Source organism: Glutamicibacter sp. AOP12-B1-11, assembly GCF_052379245.1.
Lineage (GTDB): Bacteria > Actinomycetota > Actinomycetes > Actinomycetales > Micrococcaceae > Glutamicibacter.
This window is the reverse complement of sequence record NZ_JBQSYL010000006.1, coordinates 105,838-132,046: the sequence shown is the minus strand read 5'-3', so window position 1 is coordinate 132,046 and position 26,209 is coordinate 105,838. Positions and strand designations below refer to the sequence as shown.

Annotated in this window: 30 protein-coding genes and 1 tRNA gene; 12 read left to right on the top strand and 19 right to left on the bottom strand. The window is 59.6% G+C overall.

The window, feature by feature from the left end:
• Nucleotides 1-105: 105 nt before the first annotated feature.
• From ACT3UQ_RS05225 to ACT3UQ_RS05210, 4 genes are all read right to left on the bottom strand, one after another.
• Nucleotides 106-741, bottom strand: coding sequence for a hypothetical protein (locus ACT3UQ_RS05225; RefSeq protein ID WP_444636605.1), 636 nt, complete (start codon nucleotides 739-741; stop codon nucleotides 106-108).
• 194 nt (nucleotides 742-935) lie between these two features.
• Entirely contained in the window at nucleotides 936-1,631 is a 696-nt protein-coding gene (locus ACT3UQ_RS05220; RefSeq protein ID WP_444636604.1) for a hypothetical protein, read from the bottom strand.
• A gap of 9 nt (nucleotides 1,632-1,640) precedes the next feature.
• Nucleotides 1,641-1,973, bottom strand: coding sequence for a hypothetical protein (locus ACT3UQ_RS05215; protein ID WP_444636603.1), 333 nt, complete (start codon nucleotides 1,971-1,973; stop codon nucleotides 1,641-1,643).
• A 105-nt stretch (nucleotides 1,974-2,078) separates the two neighbouring features.
• The gene (locus ACT3UQ_RS05210; RefSeq protein WP_444636602.1) at nucleotides 2,079-2,522 is read right to left on the bottom strand and encodes a hypothetical protein; all 444 of its coding nucleotides are present in this window, start codon (nucleotides 2,520-2,522) and stop codon (nucleotides 2,079-2,081) included.
• Between the two features lie 112 nt (nucleotides 2,523-2,634).
• On the opposite strand from ACT3UQ_RS05210, the gene ACT3UQ_RS05205 reads away from it, so the two are divergent.
• Nucleotides 2,635-3,255, top strand: a complete 621-nt coding sequence (locus tag ACT3UQ_RS05205; RefSeq protein WP_444636601.1) for a hypothetical protein — start codon at nucleotides 2,635-2,637, stop codon at nucleotides 3,253-3,255.
• A gap of 61 nt (nucleotides 3,256-3,316) precedes the next feature.
• Here the strand turns inward: ACT3UQ_RS05205 and ACT3UQ_RS05200 are convergent, their stop codons facing one another.
• Nucleotides 3,317-3,652, bottom strand: coding sequence for a hypothetical protein (locus tag ACT3UQ_RS05200; RefSeq protein ID WP_444636600.1), 336 nt, complete (start codon nucleotides 3,650-3,652; stop codon nucleotides 3,317-3,319).
• Between the two features lie 291 nt (nucleotides 3,653-3,943).
• Between ACT3UQ_RS05200 and ACT3UQ_RS05195 the strand changes: the two genes are divergently transcribed.
• A complete protein-coding gene (locus tag ACT3UQ_RS05195) occupies nucleotides 3,944-4,993 on the top strand; it encodes a DUF4062 domain-containing protein (protein WP_444636599.1) in 1,050 nt (349 codons plus the stop codon).
• A gap of 158 nt (nucleotides 4,994-5,151) precedes the next feature.
• Here ACT3UQ_RS05195 and ACT3UQ_RS05190 read toward each other — a convergent pair whose 3' ends face one another.
• The 6 genes from ACT3UQ_RS05190 to ACT3UQ_RS05165 all read right to left on the bottom strand — a co-directional run bounded on the left by ACT3UQ_RS05190 (nucleotide 5,152) and on the right by ACT3UQ_RS05165 (nucleotide 7,646).
• Nucleotides 5,152-5,673 carry a hypothetical protein gene (locus tag ACT3UQ_RS05190; RefSeq protein WP_444636598.1) on the bottom strand — a complete coding sequence of 174 codons (522 nt, stop codon included), beginning with the start codon at nucleotides 5,671-5,673 and terminating at the stop codon, nucleotides 5,152-5,154.
• Complete coding sequence (locus ACT3UQ_RS05185; protein ID WP_444636597.1) at nucleotides 5,670-5,912, bottom strand: hypothetical protein; 243 nt, start codon at nucleotides 5,910-5,912, stop codon at nucleotides 5,670-5,672. Before ACT3UQ_RS05185 ends, ACT3UQ_RS05190 begins: the two co-directional genes overlap by 4 nt.
• 98 nt (nucleotides 5,913-6,010) lie before the next feature.
• Nucleotides 6,011-6,220, bottom strand: coding sequence for a hypothetical protein (locus ACT3UQ_RS05180; RefSeq protein WP_444636596.1), 210 nt, complete (start codon nucleotides 6,218-6,220; stop codon nucleotides 6,011-6,013).
• Between the two features lie 505 nt (nucleotides 6,221-6,725).
• A complete protein-coding gene (locus ACT3UQ_RS05175) occupies nucleotides 6,726-6,875 on the bottom strand; it encodes a hypothetical protein (RefSeq protein WP_444636595.1) in 150 nt (49 codons plus the stop codon).
• Complete coding sequence (locus tag ACT3UQ_RS05170; RefSeq protein WP_444636594.1) at nucleotides 6,872-7,066, bottom strand: helix-turn-helix domain-containing protein; 195 nt, start codon at nucleotides 7,064-7,066, stop codon at nucleotides 6,872-6,874. Before ACT3UQ_RS05170 ends, ACT3UQ_RS05175 begins: the two co-directional genes overlap by 4 nt.
• Nucleotides 7,067-7,385: 319 nt before the next feature.
• The gene (locus tag ACT3UQ_RS05165; protein ID WP_444636593.1) at nucleotides 7,386-7,646 is read right to left on the bottom strand and encodes a helix-turn-helix domain-containing protein; all 261 of its coding nucleotides are present in this window, start codon (nucleotides 7,644-7,646) and stop codon (nucleotides 7,386-7,388) included.
• A gap of 295 nt (nucleotides 7,647-7,941) precedes the next feature.
• Here ACT3UQ_RS05165 and ACT3UQ_RS05160 point away from each other — a divergent pair, with 295 nt between their 5' ends.
• From ACT3UQ_RS05160 to ACT3UQ_RS05150, 3 genes are all read left to right on the top strand, one after another.
• Complete coding sequence (locus tag ACT3UQ_RS05160; RefSeq protein WP_444636592.1) at nucleotides 7,942-8,421, top strand: hypothetical protein; 480 nt, start codon at nucleotides 7,942-7,944, stop codon at nucleotides 8,419-8,421.
• A gap of 87 nt (nucleotides 8,422-8,508) precedes the next feature.
• On the top strand, nucleotides 8,509-8,898 hold the full coding sequence (locus ACT3UQ_RS05155) for an ImmA/IrrE family metallo-endopeptidase (RefSeq protein WP_444636591.1): 390 nt from the start codon (nucleotides 8,509-8,511) through the stop codon (nucleotides 8,896-8,898).
• Nucleotides 8,883-10,052 carry a tyrosine-type recombinase/integrase gene (locus ACT3UQ_RS05150; protein ID WP_444636590.1) on the top strand — a complete coding sequence of 390 codons (1,170 nt, stop codon included), beginning with the start codon at nucleotides 8,883-8,885 and terminating at the stop codon, nucleotides 10,050-10,052. The genes ACT3UQ_RS05155 and ACT3UQ_RS05150 overlap by 16 nt, the downstream gene beginning before the upstream one ends.
• 148 nt (nucleotides 10,053-10,200) lie before the next feature.
• On the opposite strand, the gene ACT3UQ_RS05145 is transcribed toward ACT3UQ_RS05150, so the two are convergent.
• The 3 genes from ACT3UQ_RS05145 to ACT3UQ_RS05135 form a co-directional block, all read right to left on the bottom strand.
• A tRNA-Val gene (locus ACT3UQ_RS05145) sits at nucleotides 10,201-10,276 on the bottom strand.
• Between the two features lie 104 nt (nucleotides 10,277-10,380).
• A complete protein-coding gene (locus ACT3UQ_RS05140; RefSeq protein WP_444636589.1) occupies nucleotides 10,381-10,833 on the bottom strand; it encodes a redoxin domain-containing protein in 453 nt (150 codons plus the stop codon).
• The gene (locus ACT3UQ_RS05135; RefSeq protein WP_105649268.1) at nucleotides 10,833-11,207 is read right to left on the bottom strand and encodes a DUF3052 domain-containing protein; all 375 of its coding nucleotides are present in this window, start codon (nucleotides 11,205-11,207) and stop codon (nucleotides 10,833-10,835) included. Before ACT3UQ_RS05135 ends, ACT3UQ_RS05140 begins: the two co-directional genes overlap by 1 nt.
• Nucleotides 11,208-11,611: 404 nt before the next feature.
• Between ACT3UQ_RS05135 and aceE the strand changes: the two genes are divergently transcribed.
• The 7 genes from aceE (at nucleotide 11,612) to ACT3UQ_RS05100 (ending at nucleotide 20,364) form a co-directional block, all read left to right on the top strand.
• On the top strand, nucleotides 11,612-14,356 hold the full coding sequence (aceE, locus tag ACT3UQ_RS05130; RefSeq protein WP_096287011.1) for a pyruvate dehydrogenase (acetyl-transferring), homodimeric type: 2,745 nt from the start codon (nucleotides 11,612-11,614) through the stop codon (nucleotides 14,354-14,356).
• A 144-nt stretch (nucleotides 14,357-14,500) separates the two neighbouring features.
• Nucleotides 14,501-15,709: a PucR family transcriptional regulator gene (locus ACT3UQ_RS05125; RefSeq protein WP_105569130.1), complete on the top strand. Its 1,209-nt coding sequence runs from the start codon at nucleotides 14,501-14,503 to the stop codon at nucleotides 15,707-15,709.
• 175 nt (nucleotides 15,710-15,884) lie between these two features.
• Nucleotides 15,885-16,808, top strand: a complete 924-nt coding sequence (locus ACT3UQ_RS05120; RefSeq protein WP_444636588.1) for an ACP S-malonyltransferase — start codon at nucleotides 15,885-15,887, stop codon at nucleotides 16,806-16,808.
• Between the two features lie 23 nt (nucleotides 16,809-16,831).
• Nucleotides 16,832-17,893, top strand: a complete 1,062-nt coding sequence (locus ACT3UQ_RS05115; protein ID WP_096287017.1) for a beta-ketoacyl-ACP synthase III — start codon at nucleotides 16,832-16,834, stop codon at nucleotides 17,891-17,893.
• 135 nt (nucleotides 17,894-18,028) lie between these two features.
• Nucleotides 18,029-18,274, top strand: a complete 246-nt coding sequence (locus ACT3UQ_RS05110) for an acyl carrier protein (protein WP_096287019.1) — start codon at nucleotides 18,029-18,031, stop codon at nucleotides 18,272-18,274.
• A gap of 117 nt (nucleotides 18,275-18,391) precedes the next feature.
• On the top strand, nucleotides 18,392-19,633 hold the full coding sequence (locus ACT3UQ_RS05105) for a beta-ketoacyl-[acyl-carrier-protein] synthase family protein (protein WP_105552470.1): 1,242 nt from the start codon (nucleotides 18,392-18,394) through the stop codon (nucleotides 19,631-19,633).
• A 155-nt stretch (nucleotides 19,634-19,788) separates the two neighbouring features.
• Nucleotides 19,789-20,364 carry a dihydrofolate reductase family protein gene (locus tag ACT3UQ_RS05100; RefSeq protein WP_105552025.1) on the top strand — a complete coding sequence of 192 codons (576 nt, stop codon included), beginning with the start codon at nucleotides 19,789-19,791 and terminating at the stop codon, nucleotides 20,362-20,364.
• Nucleotides 20,365-20,493: 129 nt separating this feature from the next.
• On the opposite strand, the gene ACT3UQ_RS05095 is transcribed toward ACT3UQ_RS05100, so the two are convergent.
• From ACT3UQ_RS05095 to ACT3UQ_RS05075, 5 genes are all read right to left on the bottom strand, one after another.
• Entirely contained in the window at nucleotides 20,494-20,997 is a 504-nt protein-coding gene (locus ACT3UQ_RS05095) for a DUF3145 domain-containing protein (RefSeq protein ID WP_096287023.1), read from the bottom strand.
• A gap of 143 nt (nucleotides 20,998-21,140) precedes the next feature.
• Nucleotides 21,141-22,142: a tyrosine recombinase XerC gene (locus ACT3UQ_RS05090; RefSeq protein WP_444615849.1), complete on the bottom strand. Its 1,002-nt coding sequence runs from the start codon at nucleotides 22,140-22,142 to the stop codon at nucleotides 21,141-21,143.
• Between the two features lie 5 nt (nucleotides 22,143-22,147).
• Entirely contained in the window at nucleotides 22,148-23,398 is a 1,251-nt protein-coding gene (dprA, locus tag ACT3UQ_RS05085; protein WP_444615847.1) for a DNA-processing protein DprA, read from the bottom strand.
• 10 nt (nucleotides 23,399-23,408) lie between these two features.
• Nucleotides 23,409-24,950 carry a YifB family Mg chelatase-like AAA ATPase gene (locus tag ACT3UQ_RS05080; protein ID WP_105552022.1) on the bottom strand — a complete coding sequence of 514 codons (1,542 nt, stop codon included), beginning with the start codon at nucleotides 24,948-24,950 and terminating at the stop codon, nucleotides 23,409-23,411.
• Entirely contained in the window at nucleotides 24,947-25,309 is a 363-nt protein-coding gene (locus tag ACT3UQ_RS05075) for a YraN family protein (RefSeq protein ID WP_105552021.1), read from the bottom strand. Before ACT3UQ_RS05075 ends, ACT3UQ_RS05080 begins: the two co-directional genes overlap by 4 nt.
• Nucleotides 25,310-26,209 lie beyond the last annotated feature (900 nt).

The window sequence follows — 26,209 nt, the reverse complement described above, 5'->3', positions numbered from 1 at the left end:
CATGGGGTGCGTGGCTCGACTCTCGGCTGCTCATGTCGATAAGCTTTCCCAATTTGCTGCGCAGATCGTTTCGCTAGTTACAGTTCTGCGATCTTGGCTCTTAGCCTAGGTGCAAAACAGGTGGTTTTGCAACCATTGAGTGCATGTATTGCTTTTGGTGATTGCTTTTTGTTGCAGGACTTGGAGTACCTCGGCTGGTGTGTGACCCTCCTGGCGGGTGTTGGTGTCGCATCTTGGGTGGAGCTTTCCGCGTTTGGCCCATGATTTGGCGGTGTTGTAGTTGACTGGGTATCCCGGTTCTTTCAAGGCGCGGACGATGACGGAGAGTGGTGCGATGTGGTGCCAGGCTTCGGTAATACGGTCGGTGATCCGCTGTATTGCGTCGTGTTCGCGGTGGCAGGTGTCGCACCGGTCTGTGGTTTGGGTTTCATGGCCTTGGATGATGCCCGCGCATTTAGTGACGGTACCTTCTTCGTCGAGGTCTAGCGCCCCGCACTCCCCCAGTGGACGCTTCACGAGTGGCCTGTCCGCGGAGAGCACCCGCCGCTCTAGGTCTCGGAGTTCTAGGTAGATGTCCCCCACGTACTCGCGCTTCCGCATCGTCACGGCTCTGGCGCGCAGGTACTCGGAGGCAGGAAGCGACTTGGCAAAGATGCGAGGATTCCTTGGTTCCTCCCGCTGGTTCACCCACCCGGCCACCTGCATCAACCGCTGCGCAAACTCACCAAGACGCTCAGACATATCCAAATTCACCGGAATATTCGGCGCCGACGTACCAGCAGAACCAACACGAGGGCTAACGCCTTGATTCGCCAACGTCACCCGCGCCGTATTGAGCGTGCCGGGTACTCGGTCCAGGATCGCCTGCAACTTCGTCTCGCAATGACTGCAGAGAGACATTCCCTCCGCGGTAGCGAACTCACAAACACTACATGTCATGGGATGCCCATTCCTTTCAGATCGTTTGAAAAGTCGTCACTCAAGCGCTTTACAAGTGATATGTACTCTTGCTCTGTAACTCCGCCATGAAGTAGTTCGCCACACGTATCCGCAAGTATGCTCGTCGTGTTGGATAGCATTAGGATTTCGTCGGACCGCTGGTCTCTAGGCCACGAGTTTTCTGGGATTGGTATACGCCACCACCTTTCGGCGTACGCGCTCAGCGCATACTGAATATTGGCAATCAGATCAAAAAGCATTCCGTCTCGGAATACATCACCGTAAAGCAGCTGCCATTTATCTGAAGACGCTCCGAGTTCTCTACTGGCGGTGTCGAAGTCTTCCTTGGTTACATCCCAGAAGTTCAAATGGCGGGCGACTGTATACAGCGCACGGGTGAACTCGGCCGTGCTTGGAATTCGTTGAGACTCTATAGCAATTTTTTGAGATTGTTTCATCTGGTCTTTAGCGATTTGAACCTGTTCTTGCGACGACTTCCATGCCTTCCATGCGTACCGCGCCATGAATATCGTGATGAGCATGGCGCCGAATGCGCCAATTGCTCCGACAGCAATCCACATTAGTTCGAGTCCTTTAGCGGAGTCGATAAGGCTGGTTGAACAATTGATCAGATCGATTTTGGCCGCGTTTGGATCAGCTATTTCACACGTTATTTCGTCAGCGAGAATCATGTTCTTATCTTATTCGTCTTGGTCGAGGGCTGAGCGGTGTAGGTCTAGCCCTGCCGGGGTTGGTGTACCGCTGATGGTGACGGGGTGCTCTGGGTCTAGGTGTGTGGTGATGAATGTTCCAGCGCAGATTAGTTCGACTCGGAATGAGGGCGAGCCCAGGCTGTAGGTCGGGTTCGGGTCGCAGAAGCTGGTTTCTTCGATGATGTTCAGTTGGTGGTCAGCTTTGATCAGGTGTCCAGTGTGGGTGACAGTTTCACCCGATTCTCCATCGTGCATTTTGTAGCTGACGGTCTCTCCGAGATCTGCGCCGGACAGGTATTTGGCCTCGCGGCTGGTGGTCATTGGTTTAGTCCTCAGTGAGTTCTCGCAGGCTGCCGGAACGATTTGCGGAATTAGCTTGGCCTGTTGAGGGGTGACTTGGAGGCCGTCGAGGATGGTTTGGATTGTTTAGGCGATGAGGTTGCCTTGTTGTTCGGCGATGCGTACTTGTCGTTCTTCTACGCCTGCACGTAACGCCATGCTGGTCCAACTGGCTAACTGGTTTTCGGCTTCGCGTAGGAGCTTCCACCAGATGTTCTGCTCGACCTTGTGGGTGGTCATATCGACTGGGTTCTCACGCGTCGCGGCCGGGTCAATGTGCCCGAGGATTTCCCGCGCTTCCTGCTCGGCCATTCGCTGAGTGGCCGCGGCTTTCGCTTTCGTTGAGTTACCGCCGTGCCGCCCGCACCTAGTACCACCCGGAACAGGCGATGCCCCGCACGGGTCAGTGTTCTTCTTCTTCGCCCCACAGATCAACTTCCCGCTAACCTCCTGCCCCGGCGTGTACGCTGGTTCGCCACGGTACCGTTTGATCGCTTTACCTAGTTCTTGGGCGGTGATCTTCACAACCATTGGTGAGGTTCCTTTCGAGTGGGTTGCTACTTTCTTTGCAACCATTTTTGGACAACTTGTTGGGTAAAGTAATCAAATAGCTAAGTATTGACACGTAGCTTATGATCACCCTATGTACAGGAAAATTTCAGCTATTGCCGCCATAGGACTATCTCTAACTCTCGTGGCCTGCAGCCCCAGCACTACAACCGCTCAGCCATCACTCGAAGCACCACCGGTGACCAAACCTGTAGACGCCTCGCCATCACCTTCGCCCACCCCGTCATCCACTCGTAGCGACCGCGGAAACCTGGTCAAGGAGATGGGTCAGGCTTCGTCCTGGCTCAACGCCGCTAAGGAACCGACGGTGAACTTCCGTGTTGATTGGATCAAAGCCAACGCCACGTGCAACGACGACTACTTCCCGGAGCCAGCGAAGGGGATGAAGCGGATTGAAGTCCACCTGACCGTCGAAACTACTAAGGCTCTAGCCGATGGCGAGTATTCTCCGACGATTACATTCAGCCCTTTTCTCTGGAAGTATATTGACGCGAATGGTCAGACCTACGGTGGCGACATAATGGCAGCTGACGGAATCAGATGCGAGTCCAAACCCAACCCATTGCCGGATGAATTCGGCCCGGCTGAGAAGGGCAAGGGATGGATCATGATGGACGTTCCCGACCTTGAAGGCACCCTAATCTACAATCAGCCAGGGTTTGAGTACGATCTTGCGAAGGCTTTGAAGAAATAGCGTTTAGCGCGTCGTAGGTCAGGGCAATCAGATTTTCCGGTTGCCCTTGCTTTTTTGCGGCTCACGATTCTTCCGGACGTTCGATGCGGATGGTTACCTTGTCAGCCATTAACCATGCGCGGTCGGTCGCCATTTCGAATCCGACGAGCACGTGTCCTTCTGGAATTTCCCCGACTTCGAAATCTCCGCCTTCCCATGCGAGCATCCGCATCTTAGCCGGGATTGCTTCCGCGCTATTCACTACCGGCTGGGCGGCGGCGAGGTAAGCGGACACGATCATGCCCGCCTCGTGCTCGCACCCGTCACAGCGCTTCTCCGGTTCCTCGCACGACACGAGATTCTTCAAGACTCGACCGGCTTCTTTGAGCGCGTCCGGGTTTAGCGGGGTCGGGTTCACTTGGTGGCTCCATTCTTGTATGCCCAAAGCATGTAGCCCGGCAGGAGATTTTCGAATACGACAGACTTCGCCACGATTCGTCTCGCCTTAGATCAGCAGCCCGTTGGCGATCTTGCTAGCCGCGTACTTCGTGTCGCTCTTCCAGAGTGTGACTGCCGTGGCTACCGCGCCGCGCCAGCCACTCGTGAGTCCAAGGAATCTCCTCTGTCTGGGACTTTGTGCCGCAATAATCCAGCAGGCGGCTTTTCCGTTGGGTAGTCTGATAGTTCGTGATTGAGAATTGGGGATTTTGTGGAAAAGCGTGTTCAGGTATTTGTCAGCTCGACGTTCGTTGACCTTGCAGTTGAACGCCAATCTGTCGTTCAGACTCTGTTGAAGTTGAACGCGTTTCCGGCAGGAATGGAACTTTTCCCTGCTTCTGATGAAGACAAATGGGACTTGATCAAGGGCGTAATTGACGACTCTGACTATTACTGCCTGATCATTGGCGGCAGGTATGGCTCCGAAGATGACGGAACGCAGCTGAGTTATACCGAAATGGAGTATGACTACGCGCAGGAGATTTCGAAGCCAACGATGATTTTCATGCACCGAAACCCGGACTCGATTCCCCAGGGCATGACGGATAAAAATCCCGACAAAGCAGCCAAACTGGAAGATTTCAAGGAAAAAGCAGGCAAATCTCGAAACGCACAGTTCTTCGAGAATGCACACGAACTGGCTGCGGGAGTCGCTGTTTCCTTGACTGATATGTTCAGGAGGCGCCCAGCCATTGGTTGGGTCCGCGGAGACGCAGCCATGACACCTGAAATTCGAGGCGAGCTGATTGAACTTCGTGCCGCTGCTGCTGCCGAGTCGGTTCTGGAGATTGCGCCAGTCTTTCCTGACCTTGAAGACGGTGACGACCACTATGAATTCAACGTTAGCTACGAGTACAACTCGATTTATTCGAAGTACTACTCGGCCAAGCAGGAGTGCTTGGCATCGTGGAACGAGATATTCGCTGGCATTGCTCCCGCATTGCTGCATGAAACCAGCGAACGGCGATTTAGAAGCGCGGTCAGTTCTGTCTTGCGGAGGGTGGCGGCAACCGTCGCCTATGAGGATAAGAATGTAGCGAAAGTAAATGAAATGGAAATCACTTCTAGCGATCCCTTCGGTGACGTACTTATTCAACTTATGGCATTACGACTTGTCGAACGAGGCACGATTAAACGGGCAGTAAATGACTCCGAGAAGTACTGGAAGCTTACTCAGAAAGGGGAAGATAGAATGATGCAGCTTCGAGCGCGTCGGAAAAAGACTGCGAACAGAAGCGACGTGGAAGATCCTACCAAATAAAGCATTGTTCCTGGAGTTTTGGCCACCAAGATCAATGCGTTGGGAAATGAATCCAGGCTTCGGTACCTCCGTCATTTTTCCTGATCGAACGGCGAATGAATCGTGGAGGTCGTCCCATTTGAGGATGCCTTGGTATTTGAGGGATTCCTCACCCGCGCTCATGACTCACCGTCCAGTGAGTCGCATGGCCAGTAGGACTTCCCGCATGAGCATACCTCCGCGAATTCGCCGGTGGGCGTACCGCCGAGCTGTTTTGCGTGTTCACCGTCCAGTGCGGCGAGGCCAAGACGTGCGGCTTCGAGGTAGCCGTCACCGCGGGCTGCGCGTTCATAGCTTCGGATTGAGCCGTTCTTCTCTTTATTGGAGATCCGTTGCCCGCGGCCTTGCACCTCAGTGAGTGCTTCCCGCACGGCTTGGAGCTTGTCCTTGTAGATGTTCTTACGTTCCTCTGACTCGGATAGCCTGCGCTCGGCATCTTCTGCGCAGGCTGGGCGTTCTTGGCTAACTTTTAGTGCGGCTTCAAGTTTGGCTTCGGCTTCAAGTGCTTGTTGCTCCATACGTTCGAAGGCCCACTCCGCACGCTGCACGCGCTCAATCAGCGCGAGGACTGCGGACTTCGCGAGCACGTTGCCACCATCCACCAAGGAACGCATCACCCCGAGGTCTAGTTCGGGGTTCACAGTTGGTCTCGGCATTCCTGGGCTGCAGCGTATTGTTGTGCGGCGTGGTGGTCGTAGGCGGTGGGCTCGGTAACGTCCACCCAGGCTTGGCCAGCTACCCGGACTGCTGCATCAGCCCAGTCCATCGCCGCGGTGCACGCGGTCTGGGTGGTGGTGTTTTCGAACGCTATGCCGGCTAGGAATCCGGCGGCGACACCTCCCGTCACGAGAATTGTTTGAGTGATATGTCTGGTTCTCACGGTTACCCCCCCTTCGATACCCACGCTCAGATGGTGGGGTGTTTGCTTGTCGACAGTTGAAAGCTTAGCAATCTGTAATTGCAACTATAACCACAAAATTATGCGCCCACTGGTTGAATCACAAGCACCAGCTTCTCGGGACCATATCCGCCATGATGGATGAACGGGCCAGCCAGATACCCCGAAGAATCATCGGCAATCAGCCCATAATCAACAAGCCCATCAACCACCGGCTTCAACGTCGACATCAGGTTGTGCGGGTCATAGGCGCGCCTCGATGACTTCCATACGTAAGCGTCAACCTGCACTCGGTCGACCCCCTTTGGCAGCCTGGCCTGCCGTGCGTAAATGCGCGCACCGTGACGCCAAGCTTTGACAAGCTTGCCGTTCACCACCCAGTGGTGTTAAACGTTGGCATTAAGCCAGTCGGGAGGCTTCGGTATTTCGAGAGTGGAAATTTCAGGAGCCGTAGAATCCATCTTGAGAGCCTTTCAAGAGTTCGAACGAGGAAACCCACCCGTCCAAGTGGTTTGCTTCAGCGTGAACCCTGATTGCTCCCAATCTGAGCAGGGTTTGCAAGCACTGAGTGCAGCGGTTGGCATAAAAAGTTTTAGAATGAGGCTGCGCCCCGGGTTGCTTTGAGTGCTTGACGAACTGCTTTGGCGCCTTCGGATGTTGCTTCTGGTTTTGTTCCAATGCGTTTGCCGAGCATGGTTTCTGGATACCTCCGCCCAGGATGGTCGTCACGCCCGTGACGTGCTTCCCGTCCATGCGGTACCGGTGGCTACTTTCTTTGAATACGAGACCCTGCATTTAGATCACTCTCACGTTCGTGTTGATATTTCCTTCTAGCCAGGAAGCCGTTCCCACCATGAAGACGATCCAGACTCCAACCCCTGTGACGATGGCCCGCTCGCCGTTGCTGGTGAGCTTCAAACCGTTTTTCGGTAGCCAGCGATTCATTCCCGGTACCCCTGTGGTTGCGAAGACCGATACAGCTCCAGTGCCTTTGCTGGGATCCGCCACAGTGAAGTACGACCACCGAGGCCGGATTTGTATGCTCCGCGCAATCGGCCGCGGTTGGCGAGCTGCCGGACGAGTTCTTGGCTCACGGAGAGTTCGCCGGCGGCTTCTTTGATGGTGAGATCGCTCATTTCATGCGCTCCTGATCTGTTAGTCCCAGCCATTCGTATTGGTGTCCGTCGTGCCGGGATTTTGTCCGGGAGACACTGTTTGCGACCTTGACGATCAGCCCGCGGCGTTGTGCTGTAGTGAAGATTGGGCCGACCATGTTCTGGCATGGTGCTGGGAGTCCGATCTCCTGTCGGAGGTCGTCTGCTGTGAACTGCCGGCCCTGCGTCGTCTAGCGTTCAACAATGTCCAGCGCGTCTCCGCGCCATTCGAAGTCTTCGATGGCCATTGGTTGTGCAGTCACCGGCGTGTCATTTCAAAATATTTATGCAATTACCGAACTCAAGCAGAGCCAGCAGTGATTGCTTTTTCAGGGTCATAAAGTACGGTTACGTCCACGCCGAGCACCCCCGAAATCCACTCGGCGGTTTCAGGTTTGCGGCTGGTCTTTTTCCCGGATGCCAGCTGGCTTATGAATGCCTGACTCACGTTGACCCGGCGAGCAAGTGACCGTTGAGTTGTCTTGCGTGGATCAATGGGTTCGCCATTTCTGTAGGCTTCCAGGTCCTCTTTGGTGTAGACGAATGTTTTCAATCGTTGCACTGAGGGTAGTCGCATAAACATTCTCTCCTACCACTTCTTCTTGGTTCTAAACGGGGACACCCGTAGGCCTTTCTAGTTATCAGTTCTTGCAACTAGTGATAGCAATATCTCGACACAGCAGTTATCACTTATGCAAGTACTGGTTGCAAGGTTTTATTAATGAAGCGTTGGGCACATTGCACGGTCGTCATCTAATTGGTTATCAACGCGGGGTTCATGGGGAAGAATTGTTGGTTATCAGGTAGAACATGCGTGCGATGGCACTAATGACAGCGACTGGCAGAGGATTCAACACATGAACACGAAACCAACACAAGGCATTCGCGAGCTCATCCTCAACAAGCGCGGTGACCGCAGCCTTGAAGCCCTGTCCCGTGCATGTGGCGGTGTGCCAACACGTGCAAACCTGGACCGCCTTGTCAATAAACCAATCCTCAGCTGGCCAAAAGAAAACGCCGTCATCATAGGGCTCGCAAAAGGCCTGGGCGTACGCGTAATCGATGTCGTAACCGCTTACGCAGAATCTCTCGGACTGCCAGTCATATCCGAGATGCAGGACCTCACGCTTCCCGGAGCTGGCGCACTGCCAGAGTCTTCACAAAGAGTCTTGCGGGAGACGTCAGAGAACATGCTGTGGTGGCAAGAGCAAGCCGAGATCAGCCAGGCTCAGAACGAAGTCGCCAGCGTTCACGAACCCTTTCCAGTGGGCCTTGATCGCCTCGCGGCAGATAAAGGTGAGAAGGGTATCGATCCGGAGCAGTTACCCGAAGACTAGGCAGGGCGTGACGCTTCACTCCCGGCCGAGGCGCTAGTTAGTGCACCAATGGTCTAATTGTCGGTTCAACTATTTATATTCGAACTCATGTTCGAAGAAGTGCTTTCACGCATACGCCCAAAAATAATTGAACGCTACTTGCCACACGGCTGGTGGGGAGCCTACGACCTCGCCACCCATACAATCCTCATGCGCCCACTCATGGCACCCATCCAGCGACGCTCCACCCTCGCACACGAGACAGCGCACGCATACCTGCAACACACGGGCCATTCGCCCCGCCAAGAACGCCAAGCCGAAGAGCTCGCCGCGTCCTGGCTCATCAAGCACGAATGCTTCACACACGCCGCCGCGGTACACACCACAGCAACCGGACTGGCCCACGAACTCGACGTGCTCCCCCGAGACATCCACGCATACATGCGCCTACTAGAGCGCACCCAAAAACAGGACGGTACACAATGGTCTCAAGAGTAGAAGACCGCTGGCTCTCCAAGAAGAAGGACACCAACGGCAAATACAAACGCAAGTCAACCTACGGAGTCGGCTCCCGCTGGCAAGCCGTCTGGGATGACCGGAACGGGCAAGAAAGAACCAAAAAGTTCCGCACTAAAGACGAAGCCCTAGCGCACCTAAACAAGGTCACCACAGACAAAGGCACCGGCTCTTACTTCAATACCGCGGACAGCAACACGTTCATCATGGAACTTCTAGAACGCTGGTCTACTTCGTCTGTTCACTGGAAACCTTCTACGCGAGTCGCTGCTGAGTCAGACATCCGTGCCCATCTGAAACCCCATTGGGGCGACTGGACCGTGGGCGCCGTGCGGAAACGCGACGTCCAAGAATGGGTCGTCAATATGCAGTTGGCCGCTCGCACCGTAGACACGATTCACGGCCGGTTCCTCACCTTCCTGAACTGGTGCGTGGAAGAACAACTCATCGCCAAGAATCCAGCGTCGAAGGTCAACCTTCCGAAAGGGCGTGCCCGGGAATACATGTTCCTGAACGTTCCTCAGATAACGGCGCTGGCCAACACTATCCATGAACGGTACCGGCCCCTGGTGTGGCTTCTTGCCAGTTGTGGCCTACGTATCGGGGAAGCGGTCGAGCTGAGGGTGAAGGACTTGCAGTTGGGGCGTGGGCGCATTCGCGTGGAGCGTGCCGTGGTGTTTGTGCGCGGAGGGTCGCCCGTAGTTGGGCCGCCGAAGTCCGGTAAAGCCAGGACCGTCTCCGTGACCTCATTCCTCGCTGTCATGCTGGCGGAGCTGGTGAAAGGGCGACGGCCCGATGATTTCCTGTTCACGACCGCCCGTGGCCTGCAGATCAGGCCCAATAATTTCAAGCGCCGGGATTTTGACAACGCGGTAGCCGCAGTGAACGCGAACGCAGCAAAGCTACGAGCGCGGGGAGACAAAACCGGGGTGACACTGCCGGCCGGGTTGTGGGTGCACGATCTGCGGCATACCGCGGCTTCGTGGTTGGTGCAGTCTGGCGCGTCAGTGAAAGCCGTGCAGAGGATGCTGGGGCATGCGACGGCGTCGATTACTCTGGACACCTACGCTGGCTTGTTCGATCAGGATTTGGACGATGTAGCGTCGCGGCTGGAGACCATGTTCTCGGCGGCGTAGCCTTACGGTTTCCTTACGGGTTTAGCTCTGGGAAGCGTTTGTAAACCCTTGGAAACAAGCGGAAGTTGAAAACCTAGCAGAACCACCAGAAACAACAAAAAAGCCTCCCTCACAGGTCTAAATGACCAAGTGAGAGAGGCTTTTACTTTGGTGGGCCCTACCGGGATCGAACCGATGACATTCACGGTGTAAACGTGACGCTCTACCAGCTGAGCTAAAGGCCCAAACCTTTATGCTGTCTTGCGTTTCCCCAAGCCAACGAGAAATAACTTTACCGGCATTTTTCCTACCGCGCAAATCGATAGGGCCATTCTTGGCGTGAACTGCATCACTGAGAGGAGTCGATGGCTTCGAGGTAGTCAGCCAGGGCCCGCGGTTGCCCCATGGCGCTGGTGATGGCACGCCGCACCACACCGTCGACCAGGTACAGCGATCGGCGTGTTGCCACGCCCTTTTCTTCGTCAAAGGCGCCAGCCAGCCGGGCAACCGCCCCATGGGGCCAGAAGTCGGCGAGCAAGTCGAATTCTATGCCCAGGGATTCGGCGTAGGAGCGCAGTGTGAACTTATGGTCCACGGAGATTGCGCAGACGCGCACCTGCCGCTCGCTGAAAAGTTGGTGGTGTTCTTGGATTTCTGCCAGCTCGGATCCACAGACGCGGGAAAATGCCCACGGATAAAAAACCACCAGCACCCGGCCCGAAGCGAGCTGGGTGCTGGTGATCGTTTCGCCGTACTGATTTTCCAGCGAGAAATCGAACAGGCGTGAACCTGTTTCGATCATTAGTTCTTCTTGCGTGGTGCCAGGCGGATGGCGGACCAATCCTCGGAGACACCCTCGGTTGTAGTTACATGAAGCCCCGCGGTGGGAGCATCCTGTTGAATCTGGGTTGGGGACACATGTCCGGCCCGACCCTGCTTAGGGGTTAGCAGCCAAACAATGCCACCTTCATCAAGGCAATCCAATGAATCCATTAGGGCGTCGACCAAGTCACCATCGCCGTCGCGCCACCAGAAAATGACTGAATCGACTACGTCGTGGTCGTCTTCGGTGAGCAATTCTGAACCGATCAGGTCCTCGATAGCATCGCGAAGATCGAAGTCCACGTCTTCGTCATAGCCCAGTTCCTGAATAAGGTCTTCATCTTTGAAACCCATAATCTTAGCGGGTTCCAGGTTTGCCGATACGGCGTCGCTCACTTCATTTCCTCCTGCTGCTACAAAGCGTTACTAACAACAAAACACTCTTTTGCCGTCCCATTCAAGCGCTAACGACGTAACACGCCGGTAATTCTACCTCGATGCATTGTGACTAACATCATTCTTACACGACCATTGACCACATAGCTCCTGTACTGAGTTGCACATGTCACTCAATAAGTCAGATATAAGCCGTTTTTGGGTCAAAAACGTGTACTTTTCACTTCCCCATAAGAACTAGAGTATGGGTTGAAACGAGATGCTCACGTCACTCAAGTGTGCCTGTCTCAAAGTCCCAACCCGTTGAACGGTCCAAAACTTAGACCAGATCGACGGAGCCGCAATTCAATCAAGGAGCTTCCGTGGCTGTAGAGGAACACATCTCCCAGATCCGTAGTGGTTTGACTTACCAGCTATCCGATCGGGATCCCGAGGAAACTCAGGAATGGTTGGACTCATTCGACTCGCTCGTCGAGGCGCAGGGCACCGAACGTGCCCAGTTCATCATCCGCTCGCTGCTGCAGCGTGCCGGCGCGAAATCCGTCGGTGTCCCACACGTGACCACCACCGACTACGTGAACACCATTCCGGTGGACCAGGAACCAGAATTCCCGGGCGACGAGTCCGTAGAACGCCGCTTCCGCGCATTCATGCGCTGGAACGCAGCGATCATGGTGCACCGCGGCCAGCACCCTGACATCGGCGTCGGCGGACACATCTCCACCTATGCCGGTGCGGCCACCCTCTACGAGGTCGGCTTCAACCACTTCTTCCGCGGCAAGGACCACGCCGGCGGCGGAGACCAGGTCTTCTTCCAGGGCCACGCCTCCCCGGGCATGTATGCCCGCGCCTTCCTCGAAGGACGACTGGGCGAAGAGGACATGGACGGATTCCGCCAGGAGAAGTCCAAGGAAGGCCACGCGCTGCCTTCCTACCCGCACCCGCGTTCGATGCCGGACTTCTGGCAGTTCCCAACCGTGTCGATGGGTCTGGGCCCGGCAAACGCCATCTACCAGGCGCAGCTGAACCGCTACATCCACAACCGCGGCATCAAGGACACCTCCGACCAGCACGTCTGGGCCTACCTGGGCGACGGCGAAATGGACGAGCCGGAGTCGCGCGGATTCCTCCAGCTGGCAGCCAATGAAAAGCTGGATAACCTCACCTTCGTGGTCAACTGCAATCTGCAGCGCCTCGACGGTCCGGTGCGCGGCAACGGCAAGATCATGCAGGAACTCGAGGCCTTCTTCCGCGGTGCCGGCTGGAACGTCATCAAGGTCGTCTGGGGCCGCGAGTGGGATGCCCTGCTCGAAGCCGATCCGGACGGTGCACTGGTCGACGTCATGAACCAGACCCCGGATGGCGACTACCAGACCTACAAGGCGGAGTCCGGCGCATTCGTGCGCGAGCACTTCTTCGGCCAGCGTCCGGAGACCAAGGAACTGGTCTCCGAGTACACCGACGACGAGATCTGGAATCTCAAGCGCGGCGGCCACGACTACCACAAGGTCTACGCGGCCTATAAGGCAGCCACCGAGTTCAAGGGCAAGCCAACGGTCATCCTGGCCAAGACCGTGAAGGGCTACGGCCTGGGCACGCACTTCGAGGCGCGCAACGCGACCCACCAGATGAAGAAGCTGACCCTGGAAGACCTCAAGGGCTTCCGCGATCACCTGCGCATCCCGATCACCGACGAGCAGCTCGAAGCCGATCCGTACCTGCCGCCGTACTACCACCCAGGTGTTGACTCCGCGGAGTACAAATACATGATGGAACGCCGTGCGGAACTCGGCGGCGCGGTGCCAACCCGCCGCAAGGAGACCAGCACGCCGATCTCCCTGCCCGGGGACAAGTCCTACGCCTTCGCCAAGCGCGGTTCGGGCAAGCAGCAGGCGGCCACCACCATGGCCTTCGTGCGCCTGCTCAAGGACCTGATGCGCGATAAGGACTTCGGCCACCGCATCGTGCCGATCGTGCCCGATGAGTCGCGCACCTTCGGCATGGACTCCTTCTTCCCGACCGCCAAGATCTACAACCCGGCCGGGCAGAACTACCTGTCCGTGGACCGCGATCTGGTGCTGGCTTACAAGGAATCCCCTGCCGGACAGCTGATCCACCCGGGCATCAACGAGGCCGGCGCAGTCGCGGCCTTCACCGCCGCGGGCACCAGCTACTCCACGCACGACGCGCCGCTGATCCCGATCTACGTGTTCTACTCGATGTTCGGTTTCCAGCGCACCGGCGACGCCTTCTGGGCGGCCGCGGACCAGATGACCCGTGGCTTCATCATCGGCGCCACCGCAGGGCGCACCACGCTGACCGGCGAGGGCCTGCAGCACGCCGACGGCCACTCGCCGCTGCTTGCCGCAACCAACCCGGCAGTGGTCACCTACGATCCGGCCTTCGGCTACGAGATCGGGCACATCATGCGCTCGGGTCTGGACCGGATGTACGGCGGGAAGCACGAAGATCCAAACGTGATGTACTACCTCACCGTGTACAACGAGCCGATCTCCCAGCCTGCCGAGCCGGAGAATGTGGACGTCGAGGGCATCGTCAAGGGCATCTACCTGCTGAAGGAAGCGACCACCGACGGGCCGCGCGCCCAGCTGCTGGCCTCCGGCGTGGCACTTGCCTGGGCCGTGGAAGCCCAGCAGATCCTCGCCGATGAGTGGGGTGTCTCGGCCGATGTCTGGTCGGTGACCTCCTGGAACGAGCTGGCGCGCGACGGCCAGATCGCCGACGACAAGGTGCTCACCGATCCGGCTTCGGCCCGTCCGGTGCCGTTTGTGACCTCGAAGCTCGAGTCCACCACCGGTCCGGTCATCGCCACCACCGACTACATGCGTGCGGTGCCGGAGCAGATCCGCCCCTACGTCCCTGGTGAATTCCACACTCTGGGCGCGGACGGCTTCGGCTTCTCCGACACCCGTGCCGCGGCGCGTCGTTTCTTCAAGATCGACTCGCACACCCTGGTGGTCAAGACCCTGGCCTCGCTGGCAGAACGCGGCGAGATCCCGGCGGACACCGCGGTGAAGGCGCACGCCAAGTACGACCTGAACAACCCGAACGCCGGAACCTCCGGCAACGCGGGCGGCGACTCCTAGCCTCGAGCTAGGCCAAGCCGAAGCGGCAAGGGCACGAAGGCAGTTCAACTGCCTTCGTGCCCTTGCGGTTATTAACCTCATATTCGCTTCGCGGCGGGGCAAACCTACGAGCGAGTACCGGAAAACTTCCGTATGCTGTGAATTATGAGTCCTCAGGTCGAACCCACATCGAGCGTGCGCTCGCGCGCCGTGCGTTTGCCCAAACCGACGCCGGAAACCATCCGCCGGCTCAAAAGCCACCTCGGGGTGCTTTCCACCACGGCGCTGAAATACCTGGACCAATCCCTGCCCTGGTACCGCTCGCTGGAACCGGCCGAACGCGCCGCCCTCGGGCTGGTCGCGCAGAAGGGCATCTCCACCTTCGTCTCCTGGTACGAGGAACCCGAATCCACCCCGGCCTGGGTGATGAACGACGTCTTCGGCGCCGCCCCCACCGAGCTGACCCGCTCCATCTCGCTGCAGAAAGCGCTGGCGCTGCTGCGCACCATCGTGGAGGTCGTCGAATCCCAGGTGCCCGATATCGCCGCGGAGAACGAACAGGCCCAGCTGCGCGAAGCGGTACTGCGCTACTCGCGTGAGGTCGCCTTCGCCGCCGCCGACGTATACGCCCGGGCCGCCGAAACCCGCGGCGCCTGGGACTCGCGGCTCGAAGCCCACGTGGTGGACGCGGTGCTGCACGGTGAATCCCAGGATTCGCTTTCCTCGCGCATCGCGGCCATCGGCTGGAAGTCGCAGAAGAACATCCGCATCATGGTGGGCACCACCCCGGGCTCGAACTCGGTGACCTTCGTCGCCGCGCTGCGCCGGATGGCGCTGCGCTATTCCAGCGACTCGCTGGTGGGAGTGCTCGGCGAGCGGGCGATCCTGATGCTCTCGGATACCAAATTCGAGGAAGCCGACCTCTCGCGCTTTGCCAGGTTCTTCGGGCCCGGACCGATCGTCTACTCTCCGATGGCAGCCACGGTCAAGGATATGCACACCGCCGCCAGCGCCGCGGTGGCCGGCTATGCCGCGGCCAAAGCCTGGCCGCAGGCGCCCGCGCCGGTGGGCGCCGACGACCTGTGGCCCGAGCGCGTCTTCAACGGCGACCAGATGGCGCGGACCGCGCTGATCGAGCGCGTCTACCTGCCCCTGCTGCATGCGGGCAACGGCCTGCTCGAAACGCTCTCCAGCTATCTTTCCCTGGGGCACTCCTTGGAGGGGACCGCCCGGGCGCTGTTCGTGCACGCGAACACCGTGCGCTATCGGCTCAAGCGCGTCTCCGAGGTGACCGGCTGGGATCCGCTGGTGCCCCGCGACGCATTTGTGCTGCAAACCGCGCTGGTGGTCGGCCGGCTCGCCGAGGCGAACTAGCCGCACCCCGGTTTTTATGGAGACCGCACAGTTCAACCGGCGCAACACAAGCGCATTACATGGGTTTTCATGCTCGGCGTACGATAAGCTTTTGTAGAGTTCCTACAAAGAGCCACCACGAGCTTGGTACCGAAATACCGCGCGTGAAGCCGCAACTATTTGGAAAGCTGTAAGAGTGCTAGCAATCGTTTGCCCCGGACAGGGCTCCCAGACCCCAGGTTTCCTCACCGACTGGCTCGAAGTGGATGGCGTTCGCGACCATCTCTCGGCCCTGAGCGAGATCACCGGACGCGATCTCATCGCCTACGGCACCGTCTCGGATGAAGAGACCATCAAGGACACCGCCGTCGCCCAACCGCTGATCGTCGCCGCCGGGCTGGTGACCGCGCGTGCCCTGTTCGGTGCGCAGCTGCCCGCCGGTGCCGTCCTCGCCGGACACTCGGTCGGCGAAATCACCGCCTCGGCCCTGGCCGGCGCGCTGGGCGAAAACGATGCAATGAGCTTCGTGCGCACCCGCGCCAACGCGATGGCCGAAGCCGCAGCTGCCACCCCTACCGGCATGGCAGCGGTGCTCGGCGGAGACCCCGATGAGGTGCTCGCCAAGCTTGAAGAGCTGGGACTGACCCCGGCCAACGCCAATGGCGGCGGGCAGACCGTCGCCGCCGGCACCCTGGAGCAGCTGGAAACGCTGGTGGCCAACCCCCCGGCGAAGGCCCGCGTGATCCCTTTGAAGGTCGCCGGCGCATTCCACACCAGTCACATGGCCCCCGCGGTGGGCGTGCTCGAAGAACTGTCGAAAACGCTGGCCCCGCAGGCCCCGGCTCAGCTGCTGCTCTCGAACTTCGACGGTGCCCCGGTGGCCAACGGCGAGGCGAACCTCGGCTCGCTGGTAGCCCAGGTCTCCCGCCCGGTCCGCTGGGATCTGTGCATGGAGACCCTCGCAGCCCAGGGCGTCACCGGACTGCTGGAGCTCTCCCCCGCAGGCACCCTGGTGGGCCTGGCCCGCCGCGGACTGAAGGGCGTGAAAACCCTCGCGCTGAAAACTCCCGAAGACCTGGGCGCGGCCCGCGACTTCGTCGCCGAGCACACCGCCAACTAGCAGACGGGCAGCTTTCCGCAATCATGAGCGTGCAACTGAAAACTCCGGCCACCAACGCCTACAGCCGCATCCTGGGCACCGGATCCTTCCGCCCGGATGTCGTGGTGACCAACGACGACATCTGCCAATGGATCGACTCCTCGGACGAGTGGATCCGCCAGCGCACCGGCATCATCACCCGCCACCGCGCGGATGCGAACACCTCGGTGCTGGATATGGCCGAAGCCGCCTCCCGCCGCGCTTTGGAGGACGCCGGAATTACCGCCGAGCAGCTGGATACGGTCATCGTCGCCACGGTCACCTTCCCGCATGCCACCCCGTCGGCCGCCTCCGCGCTGACCGAACGCTTGGGCGCTACCCCGGCCCCGGCCTATGACATTTCTGCCGCCTGCGCCGGCTACTGCTACGCGGTGGCTCAGGCCGACGCGCTGGTGCGTGCCGGGCTGGCCCAGCACGTGCTGGTGGTCGGCGTGGAGAAGCTCTCGGATTACATCGACAATTCCGAACGCACCATCTCGTTCCTGCTCGGTGACGGCGCAGGCGCCGTGGTGATCGGCGCCTCCGAGGTTCCGGGGATCTCCCCGTCGGTGTGGGGTTCGGACGGTTCGAAGTGGAATGCGATCAGCATGACCCACTCGCAGCTGGCATTGCGCGAATCGGTGCTCGGCAGCGAAAACGAGCTGCTGGAAAGCGCCGTGGACGAACCGCTGGAGGAACACGCCAACCCGTGGCCGACGCTGCGCCAGGACGGCCAGACGGTCTTCCGCTGGGCGGTGTGGGAAATGGCGAAGATGGCCCGCAAGGCCTTGCACGAGGCCGGGATCGAAGCCGAGGATCTGGCCGCGTTCATCCCGCATCAGGCGAATATGCGCATCATCGACGAGATGGTCAAGCAGCTGAAACTTCCCGAATCGGTGGTGGTGGCCCGCGATATCGCCGAAAACGGCAATACCTCCGCGGCCTCGATTCCGATGGCCATGGACCGCATGCGCCGCGAGCACCCTGAGGTTTCGGGCAAGCTCGCCTTGCAGATTGGTTTCGGCGCGGGGCTTGTCTTCGGCGCTCAGGTAGTACTCCTGCCCTAAGCTTTAACCCGAAGGCGAACACCGCCTGGTGGGAACCAGTAAAATTTTCACTAAGCCGGACAGTGCCCCGCACGGGGAACTGCGCCACACACAATGACCGGAATATTCCGGCACTACGAGAAAAGGAGCCACCTGATGGCTAGCAACGAAGAAATCCTGGCGGGCCTCGCCGAAATCGTGAACGCCGAGACCGGCCTGGACGTTGCCGACGTGCAGCTGGACAAGTCCTTCACCGAAGACCTGGACATCGACTCGATCTCGATGATGACCATCGTCGTTGAGGCAGAGGACAAGTTCGAGGTCAAGATCCCGGACGAGGAAGTCAAGAACCTGAAGACCGTTGGCGACGCAGTGAGCTTCATCGCCGCCGCACAGGCCTAAGCATTATCGCCCACCCGTAGCGGTGCGGCAATCCGTCGTGCGGGAAAGCCGCACGCACGGGCCGGTACGTGAAGCCGGCCCCCAATATTTTTACACCGCCCAGTAGAGAGTTTGATGATGGCGCGCAAAGTAGTGATCACCGGTCTCGGAGCCACAACCCCCATCGGTGGGGACGTCCCCACCCTTTGGGAGAACGCCCTCAAGGGCGTCTCCGGCGCCGCCACCCTGACCGATTCCTGGGTGGAGGAATACAACCTGCCCGTCACCTTCGCAGCGCGCGCCTCGGTCCCGGCCACCGATGTGCTTTCCCGCGTGGAAGCCAAGCGCATGGACCCTTCCACCCAGTTCGCCGTGGTTGCCTCGCGCGAAGCGTGGAAGGACTCGGGGATCGAAGAATTCGACCGCAATAAGCTGGCCGTCGCCTTCGCCACCGGCATCGGCGGGGTCTGGACCCTGCTGGACGCCTGGGACACCCTGCGCGAAAAAGGCCCACGCCGCGTGCTGCCGATGACCGTGCCGATGCTCATGCCAAACGGCCCGGCAGCTGCCGTGTCGCTGGACTTGGGTGCCGAAGCCGGCGCGCACACTCCGGTCTCCGCTTGCGCTTCGGGCACCGAGGCCATGCACGTGGGACTGGAACTGATCCGCTCGGGCAAGGCCGATATCGTCATGGTCGGCGGTGCGGAAGCCGCGATCCACCCGATGCCGATCGCCGCTTTCTCTTCAATGCAGGCGCTTTCGCGCAGCAACGACAACCCGCAGGGTGCCTCGCGCCCCTACGACATCGACCGCAATGGCTTTGTCATGGGCGAAGGCGCCGGAGCGCTGGTGCTGGAGGCCGAAGAGCATGCGCTGGCACGTGGCGCACGCATCTACGCCGAACTGGCCGGTACCTCGGTCACCTCCGACGCGCACCACATCACCGCGCCGGACCCTCAGGGCCTGGGCGCGACTCGTGCGCTGAAGGCGGCCATGTTCGATGGCCTCATCCAGCCCGAGGACGTCGTCCACGTCAACGCCCATGCAACCTCCACCCCGGTCGGCGACAAGCCGGAATACACCGCGCTGAAGGCCGCTCTGGGAGATCACCTGGACGATGTCTGGGTCTCGGCCACCAAGTCGCAGATGGGCCACCTGCTCGGCGCCTCCGGTGCCGTCGAGTCGGTGCTGACTACCTTGGCGATCTACAACCGCAAGGCTCCGGTCACGATCAACCTGGACAACCAGGATCCGGAGATCCCGTTGAAGGTCGTCACCGGCGAGCCTGCACTGCTTCCGGCAGAGGGCAGCATCGTGGCGCTGAACAATTCCTTCGGTTTCGGCGGGCATAACGCCGTGGTGGCAATCCGCAGCGTCTAGCGACCGCTTGATTCGATGGCGGGGCGCCTCTAGTTCTCTAGAGGCACCCCGCCATCGGTGTTTTAACCACCGGTTGGCGGGGCATAACTATTGTTCGCCGCCCCCAGCGTTGTTAGGCTCGGCGGTATCGGCAACCTAGGGAGAAGGGAACTGCCATGCGCAAGCTCATCGCGACAGCGTTTGTTTCGGCGGACGGGGTCATGGAGGCCCCGGGCGGCGAACCGGGGTACCGGAACACCGGGTGGACCATGTCCAGCGTCGATTTTGATCCCGCGGCCTATGAGCTGAAGGGAGCCGAACAAGATGAAGCCGAAGCCATGCTGCTGGGCCGAGTCAGCTACCAATCCTTCAGCGCCGTCTGGCCGGATTTGACCGAGGATTTCCCGAAGTACAACGCGATGCCCAAATACGTGGTCTCTACGACACTGCACGATCATGATCTGGTGGACAACTGGGGCCAGACGCAGATCTTGCGATCTGCCGCCGAGGTGGCGCGGCTCCGTGCCGGCGATGGTGGACCGCTGATTGTGCACGGGTCCGCGACCTTGCTTCATTCCCTGCAGGAGCACCAGCTGGTCGACCGGTACCACCTGTTGGTGTTCCCCGTGCTGCTCGGCGCGGGCAAGCGGCTGTTCAGCGAGGCTTCGTTGCCGGCGCAGAAATTGGAGCTCATCGATTCGGCCGTGTATTCCAATGGCATCCAGAAGAACGTGTACGACGTGGTGCGCTAACGAACCAACACCGGCAAACGGGATCCCGATTCACATCGGGATCCCGTTTGTATTGCGGTAACACCCCGCACCACCGGGGATTTACTCGGGAAGACGCAGACGGTCTCCCGGAGACTTATTAACCAGTTGTTATACCACCTGGTTGAGCCATCGAACAGGGATATCTTCACCTGCGTGGCGGAAAGGTTCAAGTTCTTCGTCCCAGGCTTCACCGAGGGCAATGGACATCTCCTGGAAGAAGACGGCCGCGTTCCCGTCGCCCTTTTCGTAGGCCCAACGGATGCGCTCTTCGCCGACCATAATGTTGCCCGAGACGTCGACGGTTGCGTGGAAGATTCCCAGATCCGGGGTGAAAGACCAGCGGCTGCCATCGCAGCCTTCACTTGGTTCTTCGGTGATTTCGAATCGCAGATGCTGCCAACCACGCATGGAAGAGGCGAGCGTGGCCCCGGTACCCTGTGGGCCGGTCCAGCTAATTTCGGCGCGACGAAGTCCAGGCGCTACGTGCTGGTCGGTCCAGTCCATCTTGACCGGTCCACCCAGCACCGCCTCTATGGCCCACTCCAGATGTGGGCATAACGCGGCAGAGGCCGAGTGAATAAAGATCACGCCTCTGGTCATCGGTGCAGACATGCCATCCTCCGTTACGATGTTGATCGTCTTCCCCTACGTCAACTTCGTCGAAGTGCAATTCCTACCGACAAGTACCATTTTGCCCGAACTGCCGCGCTTTCGCCAGCTGTACCGGGAACTTCTCCTAGATTTCACCCAAATCATCAGGCACGCGGGTGCGCTTGCCGGTAACTCTGCCGCAGGCGCTCCACCGATACGTGGGTATATAGCTGCGTGGTTGCCAAAGATGAGTGCCCCAAGAACTCTTGCACGGCACGCAGATCTGCTCCGCCGTCGAGCAAATGCGTTGCCACGGTGTGCCGCAACGCGTGCGGTCCGCTCGCCGAGGTGTCCCCCAACGATTCAAGAGCCTGCGCGATTACCTGGCGGGCCTGGCGCACATTGAGCCTAGCCCCGCGGGCTCCGACCAGCAATGCGCCTTCGGCTTCGGGCAGTGCCAAGACGCGGCGGTGGTTTTTCAGCCAAGGTTCGATGACGCGCTCTGCAGGCTTGCCGAAGGGCACCACGCGTTCCTTATTGCCCTTACCTGTCACCCGCAAGGTGCGCCGTTCAAAATCAATGTCTGCAATGTCCAGGGACACCAGCTCGCTGATGCGCAGCCCCGAGGCGTAGAGCAAATCCGCGATCACCCGATCTCGGGCTGCGATCGCCTGGCGTTTTTGTTCCGCCTGCCTGTCGGCCTTGGTCTTGGGGATGTCCGAAGATTCTGCGGGCGGCTCCGGCGCTGGCCGGGAGAGCAACCGGTCGATCTGCCCGGACTGCAGCACATGCGGCAGGCGCTGCTCCTTCTTTGGGGCCACCAACCGAAGCGCCGGATCCTTGGCGACAATTTGGTGTTTGAGCGCCCAGGCAAAAAAATTTTTCACCGACGAGATACGCCGGGCGATGGTGGTGCGGGAAATTTGGGCCTCGTGCAGCTGAGCCAACCATTCGCGGAGCATCTCCACGCTCACCTCGTCCAACTGCCGGACCTTGCAATTTCCGGCCAGATGGCCAGCGACGAGGCGAAGGTCAACGCCATAAGCACGCAAGGTATTCTCGCTCCGGCCGCGTTCCAGGCGAAGATAATCCAGATAGTCGGCGATCGGCTCGGCAATGGCCGCCGGGATCTGTAGAGGTGCGGGGCTGGAAAGTTCGGGCTTCATCTCCTTCAATTTACCGCGTTCTTCGCCGAAACGGATCCGCGGCGCACCAACCGCCAGCGCGCCCCATTGGACTCGACCTTTCCGAGCCGTTCCAAGGCGCTCAGAGCACGCAGGGTGTCCAGAATCGGAATGCCACTCAGGGCCGAAATTTCATCCGGCACGTTTCCCTGCACAAAATTCATCACGTCGTAGATCATTGATTGCGGCTTGCTCAGCCCGTCGGTCGGCCGCGCGTCCTGGACATCCACGGTTTCTGGCACCGGCCGAGGTGGCTCGGATGGAACACCGATCAGCTCCAGCACATCTGCCGCGCTGGTCACCAGGGCTGCGGTACCGGCGGCGAGCAGTCGGTGGGTGCCGGCCGAATTTGGTGAATAGACACTGCCCGGAACCGCGGCGACATCCCGCCCCAGGTCCACCGCGTGACTGGCGGTGTTCAGCGCCCCGGACCGGTGCCGAGCCTCCGTAACTAGCGTAAGCCTACTGATCGCGGCGATTAATCTGTTGCGATTGAGGAATCTGAAGCGAGTGGGCGCGGTCCCCGGAGGCACCTCGGAGAGCAGCAACCCGGTGTCGATGATCTGCCCGAGCAACGTCTCGTTTCCCGCCGGATAGGGCTTATCCGCTCCCCCGGCCAGAATCGTGATCGTCGGATAGCTTGGCGCCTCCAGATCCGCGGCCGAGAGCGCCGCTCGGTGGGCGCTGGCGTCGATTCCGTAGGCGCCACCCGAGACAATGGTAAATCCGCGCAGGGCCAATTTGCGTGCCAGCTCGTAGGTGATCTGGTGTCCATAGTCGCTGGAGTCTCGTGAGCCGACAATCGAAATGCAGCGCTGCGCCTCCTGCACGGCCAGTAGCTGCGGACGCCTGGTGCGCCACCATAGGCACAGGGGCTTGCCCAGGCCGAGCTCATCGAGCTGGGCCGGCCAGGCTGCATCGGTCGGCGTGAGTAATCCGCCGTTGAGCGCAGAGATGCGGTCAAGTGCGTCCAACGGGTTGCTGAAGCCCAGGCGTTTGCGCCAGCGGGTGAGCGCCACCGGCAAGCTCAGCGTCCGGCTTCCCGATGCACCCTGCCCCAGCACCTCGGCCAAGGCAACTGCCAGCCCGCCAGGTACATGGTCTTCGCGGCGAATGAGCCGCACGAGTTCGGCCGGGCTCATCAGTTGCAGCAGTCCATTGCAGGCGTAGTCGTTTGGCTCAATTAGCGTGTTGAGTTCTGCGAGGCACAACTGCTCGGGAGTGTAGGAACAATGCATGACCGATCTCCTATCGGGGCTCGAGGTTTTGCCGAAAATGCAGTGCGGCGTCCAGATCGTCCACCGTCGGCTCTTGGTGTTCTTGCTGGTCGGCTATGGTCCACGCGACACGCAGCATGCGGTCCATGCCGCGGGCCGAAAGATCCGCCTGCTCCGAGATGAGTTCCAGCGCCCGCCGCGTGGCCTGCGGGTAGTGAAGTTCTCGGCGCAAGACCTTGGCCGATAGGCGTGCGTTGCAATTCAGCCCCCAAGGCTTGAGTCTTTCGGTGGCCCGCGCGCGGGCCTGCAGAACTCGTTCGCGGACCTGTGCGCTGGCTTCAACGGCATCCCGCCCGAGCAGCTGCTGGCCGGTGACCGCGTTCATGCGAACCTGGAGGTCGATGCGGTCCAGCAGGGGTCCGGAAAGCTTGGAGAAGTAGCGCCTCCGGGCGTTGGGGGTGCAGGTGCACGCGGTGCCGGTTCCAAAGTTGCGTCCGCAAGGACACGGGTTGGCGGCCAAGATCAGTTGGAAACGCGCAGGCAATTGTTGATGTCCGCTGGCTCGGGCGAGGTTGATCCGCCCTTCCTCGACCGGTTGGCGCAGCGCATCGAGCACACCGGCTTGAAATTCGGTGGCTTCGTCGAGGAACAATATTCCGGCATGGGCCCGGGTGATCGCACCGGGGCGAATGGCTCTGCTTCCGCCGCCGAGCAAGGCCGACGCCGAGGCGGTATGGTGTGGCGCGACGAAGGGAGGCGTTCGTTGAAGTTGCTTGATGCCGCCTTGCCCGCCGCGGGTAATCGAATGGATCGCCGTCGCTTCGAGCGAGTCGGGGTCATCGAGCGGCGGGAGGATGCCCGGCAGGCAGCGCGCCAGCATCGTCTTGCCCGCTCCGGCCGGTCCCACCATGATCAGATGGTGACCGCCCGCGGCTGCGATTTCCAAGGCCAGCTTGGCTTCGAGCTGGCCGTTGACCAGGCATAGATCTTGGGGTGGCTCATCGGCCGCGGGCACTTGTTCGGTGGGTTGGCGCCGATGCCGAAGGTAGGTGCGAATGCTTTCCACCGGTGCCCCGCAAAATTCCAGCACTTCTCCGAGATGCTCCGCCCCGGTAACCCGCATACCGGGGACGAGCGCTGCCTCCTGGGCGTTAGCGGCACTCACCACCACATGAGTGTAGCCAGCGCCGAGCGCAAACCGTACGGTGGGCAGCACCCCGGCCACCGGCCGCAAGGTACCGTCCAGGGCCAGCTCGGCTAAGAAGATCGTCCGTGCTGGCACGGACAGCTGGTTGTCCGCGGCCAAGGCCGCGATGACGATCGCCAAGTCGAAGCCCGAGCCGAATTTCGGCAGCGTCGCCGGGCTGAGATTCACCGTGAGCTTCCGGTTGGCCAGGGGAATCCCGCTGTTTCGGGCGGCGGCTTTGATTCGTTCGCGGGCCTCGTTCAGGGAGGCATCCGGCAGGCCCAGAATCAGGAATCCAGGAATGCCGTTGCCAAGGTCCGCCTCCACATCGATCAGCGCGGCTTGCACCCCGTGCAGCGCGACCGCACAGGTGCGTGCCACGCTCATGCCCGCACCTGCTGGTGATGTTCGCAGCTGAACCCCGCGGCCTTGGGGTAGACCTCCACGATGTCGATCCGCAAGATGCCGATGTAGCGTTGGCGGGCTTGGCTCCATTGGATCAGCAATCGTTGCAGGCGACGATATTTCGTCGGAGTAATCGCCTCGAAGCCGGTGCCATAGCGTATCGAGCTTCGGGTTTTCACTTCGACTGCCAGCACAAACCCGTCGGCATCTGCCGCCACCAGATCGAGCTCCCCGGATTTGCAGCGCCAATTGCGATCGAGGATCGTATAACCCTGTGCGGTGAGGTAGTCGGCGGCGGCTTGTTCGCCTTGCGCACCGAGAACTTGGTGTTTGTTTTTCATGACGAAACTTTCATATAGGACTCATGACTTGTCATTCATCATGCGGGCGCACGGGTTCAACGCGTGTTGTCTGGCTACCAGTTGTGGAGAAACCGTGGATTCAGGAAAATCCAGTCATCGGAGGACCTCCCCGCCGAACCGATCTGCTGGTTGGATCCGTTTCCCACCGACGGCAATCCCTGATTGCGGGCGCGACAGCGAGCCAAGGGGCCGCGGCACTCGGAGCATCGGACTATTCGCCACTTCTGGAGTCCTCGCAACTTGGTGAATCGAAACCATGATGGTGCGCAAATTTCATGGAATAACGACCAACCAGCGAATTCTTGAAACTCGCATCCCTTTGGATTCTCCATGGATTCTGAATTTGCCCACGGAGTTTTACGCATGCATAACTATCTATAAAACAGGCCTACTCAGCGTTGCTCTTGCTGATATTTGATAAATCCCCGTCTTCAATTTCGGTCGTTCGTCTACGAAGAATTGGGCGTTTGAAATACGGCGACCAAGAAACTTCGTTCCCGGAAATAATCTTCATGAATATTCAAATTGGCAAGATTTCCATTAACTCGGCACATTGCGCACCGGACCCGCGAAGCCGGAATTCTGCTTGCGTGCGGGCGCCGATTGAACCGCACTGTCCGGATTCAAGCGGCTCTATGGGTCAGCCGGAGATCGGATCGCTGACCAGGATTTTGACCCACCGTCTATAACAATTGGGTAACTTGCGATTCAGCGCCTAGAATCCGCGATAAGTTGAGGTTTTAGGAGCATGATATTGGAGGATTTTGCACTTAGCCAGAGAACAATTCTCCGGCAATTTGTTAGTGTGGATATCCGGTCTCGACATGCAGTTTGTGTCGACCAAGAATAAAAGAATCAAGGACCCTGCACGAGCTGGAG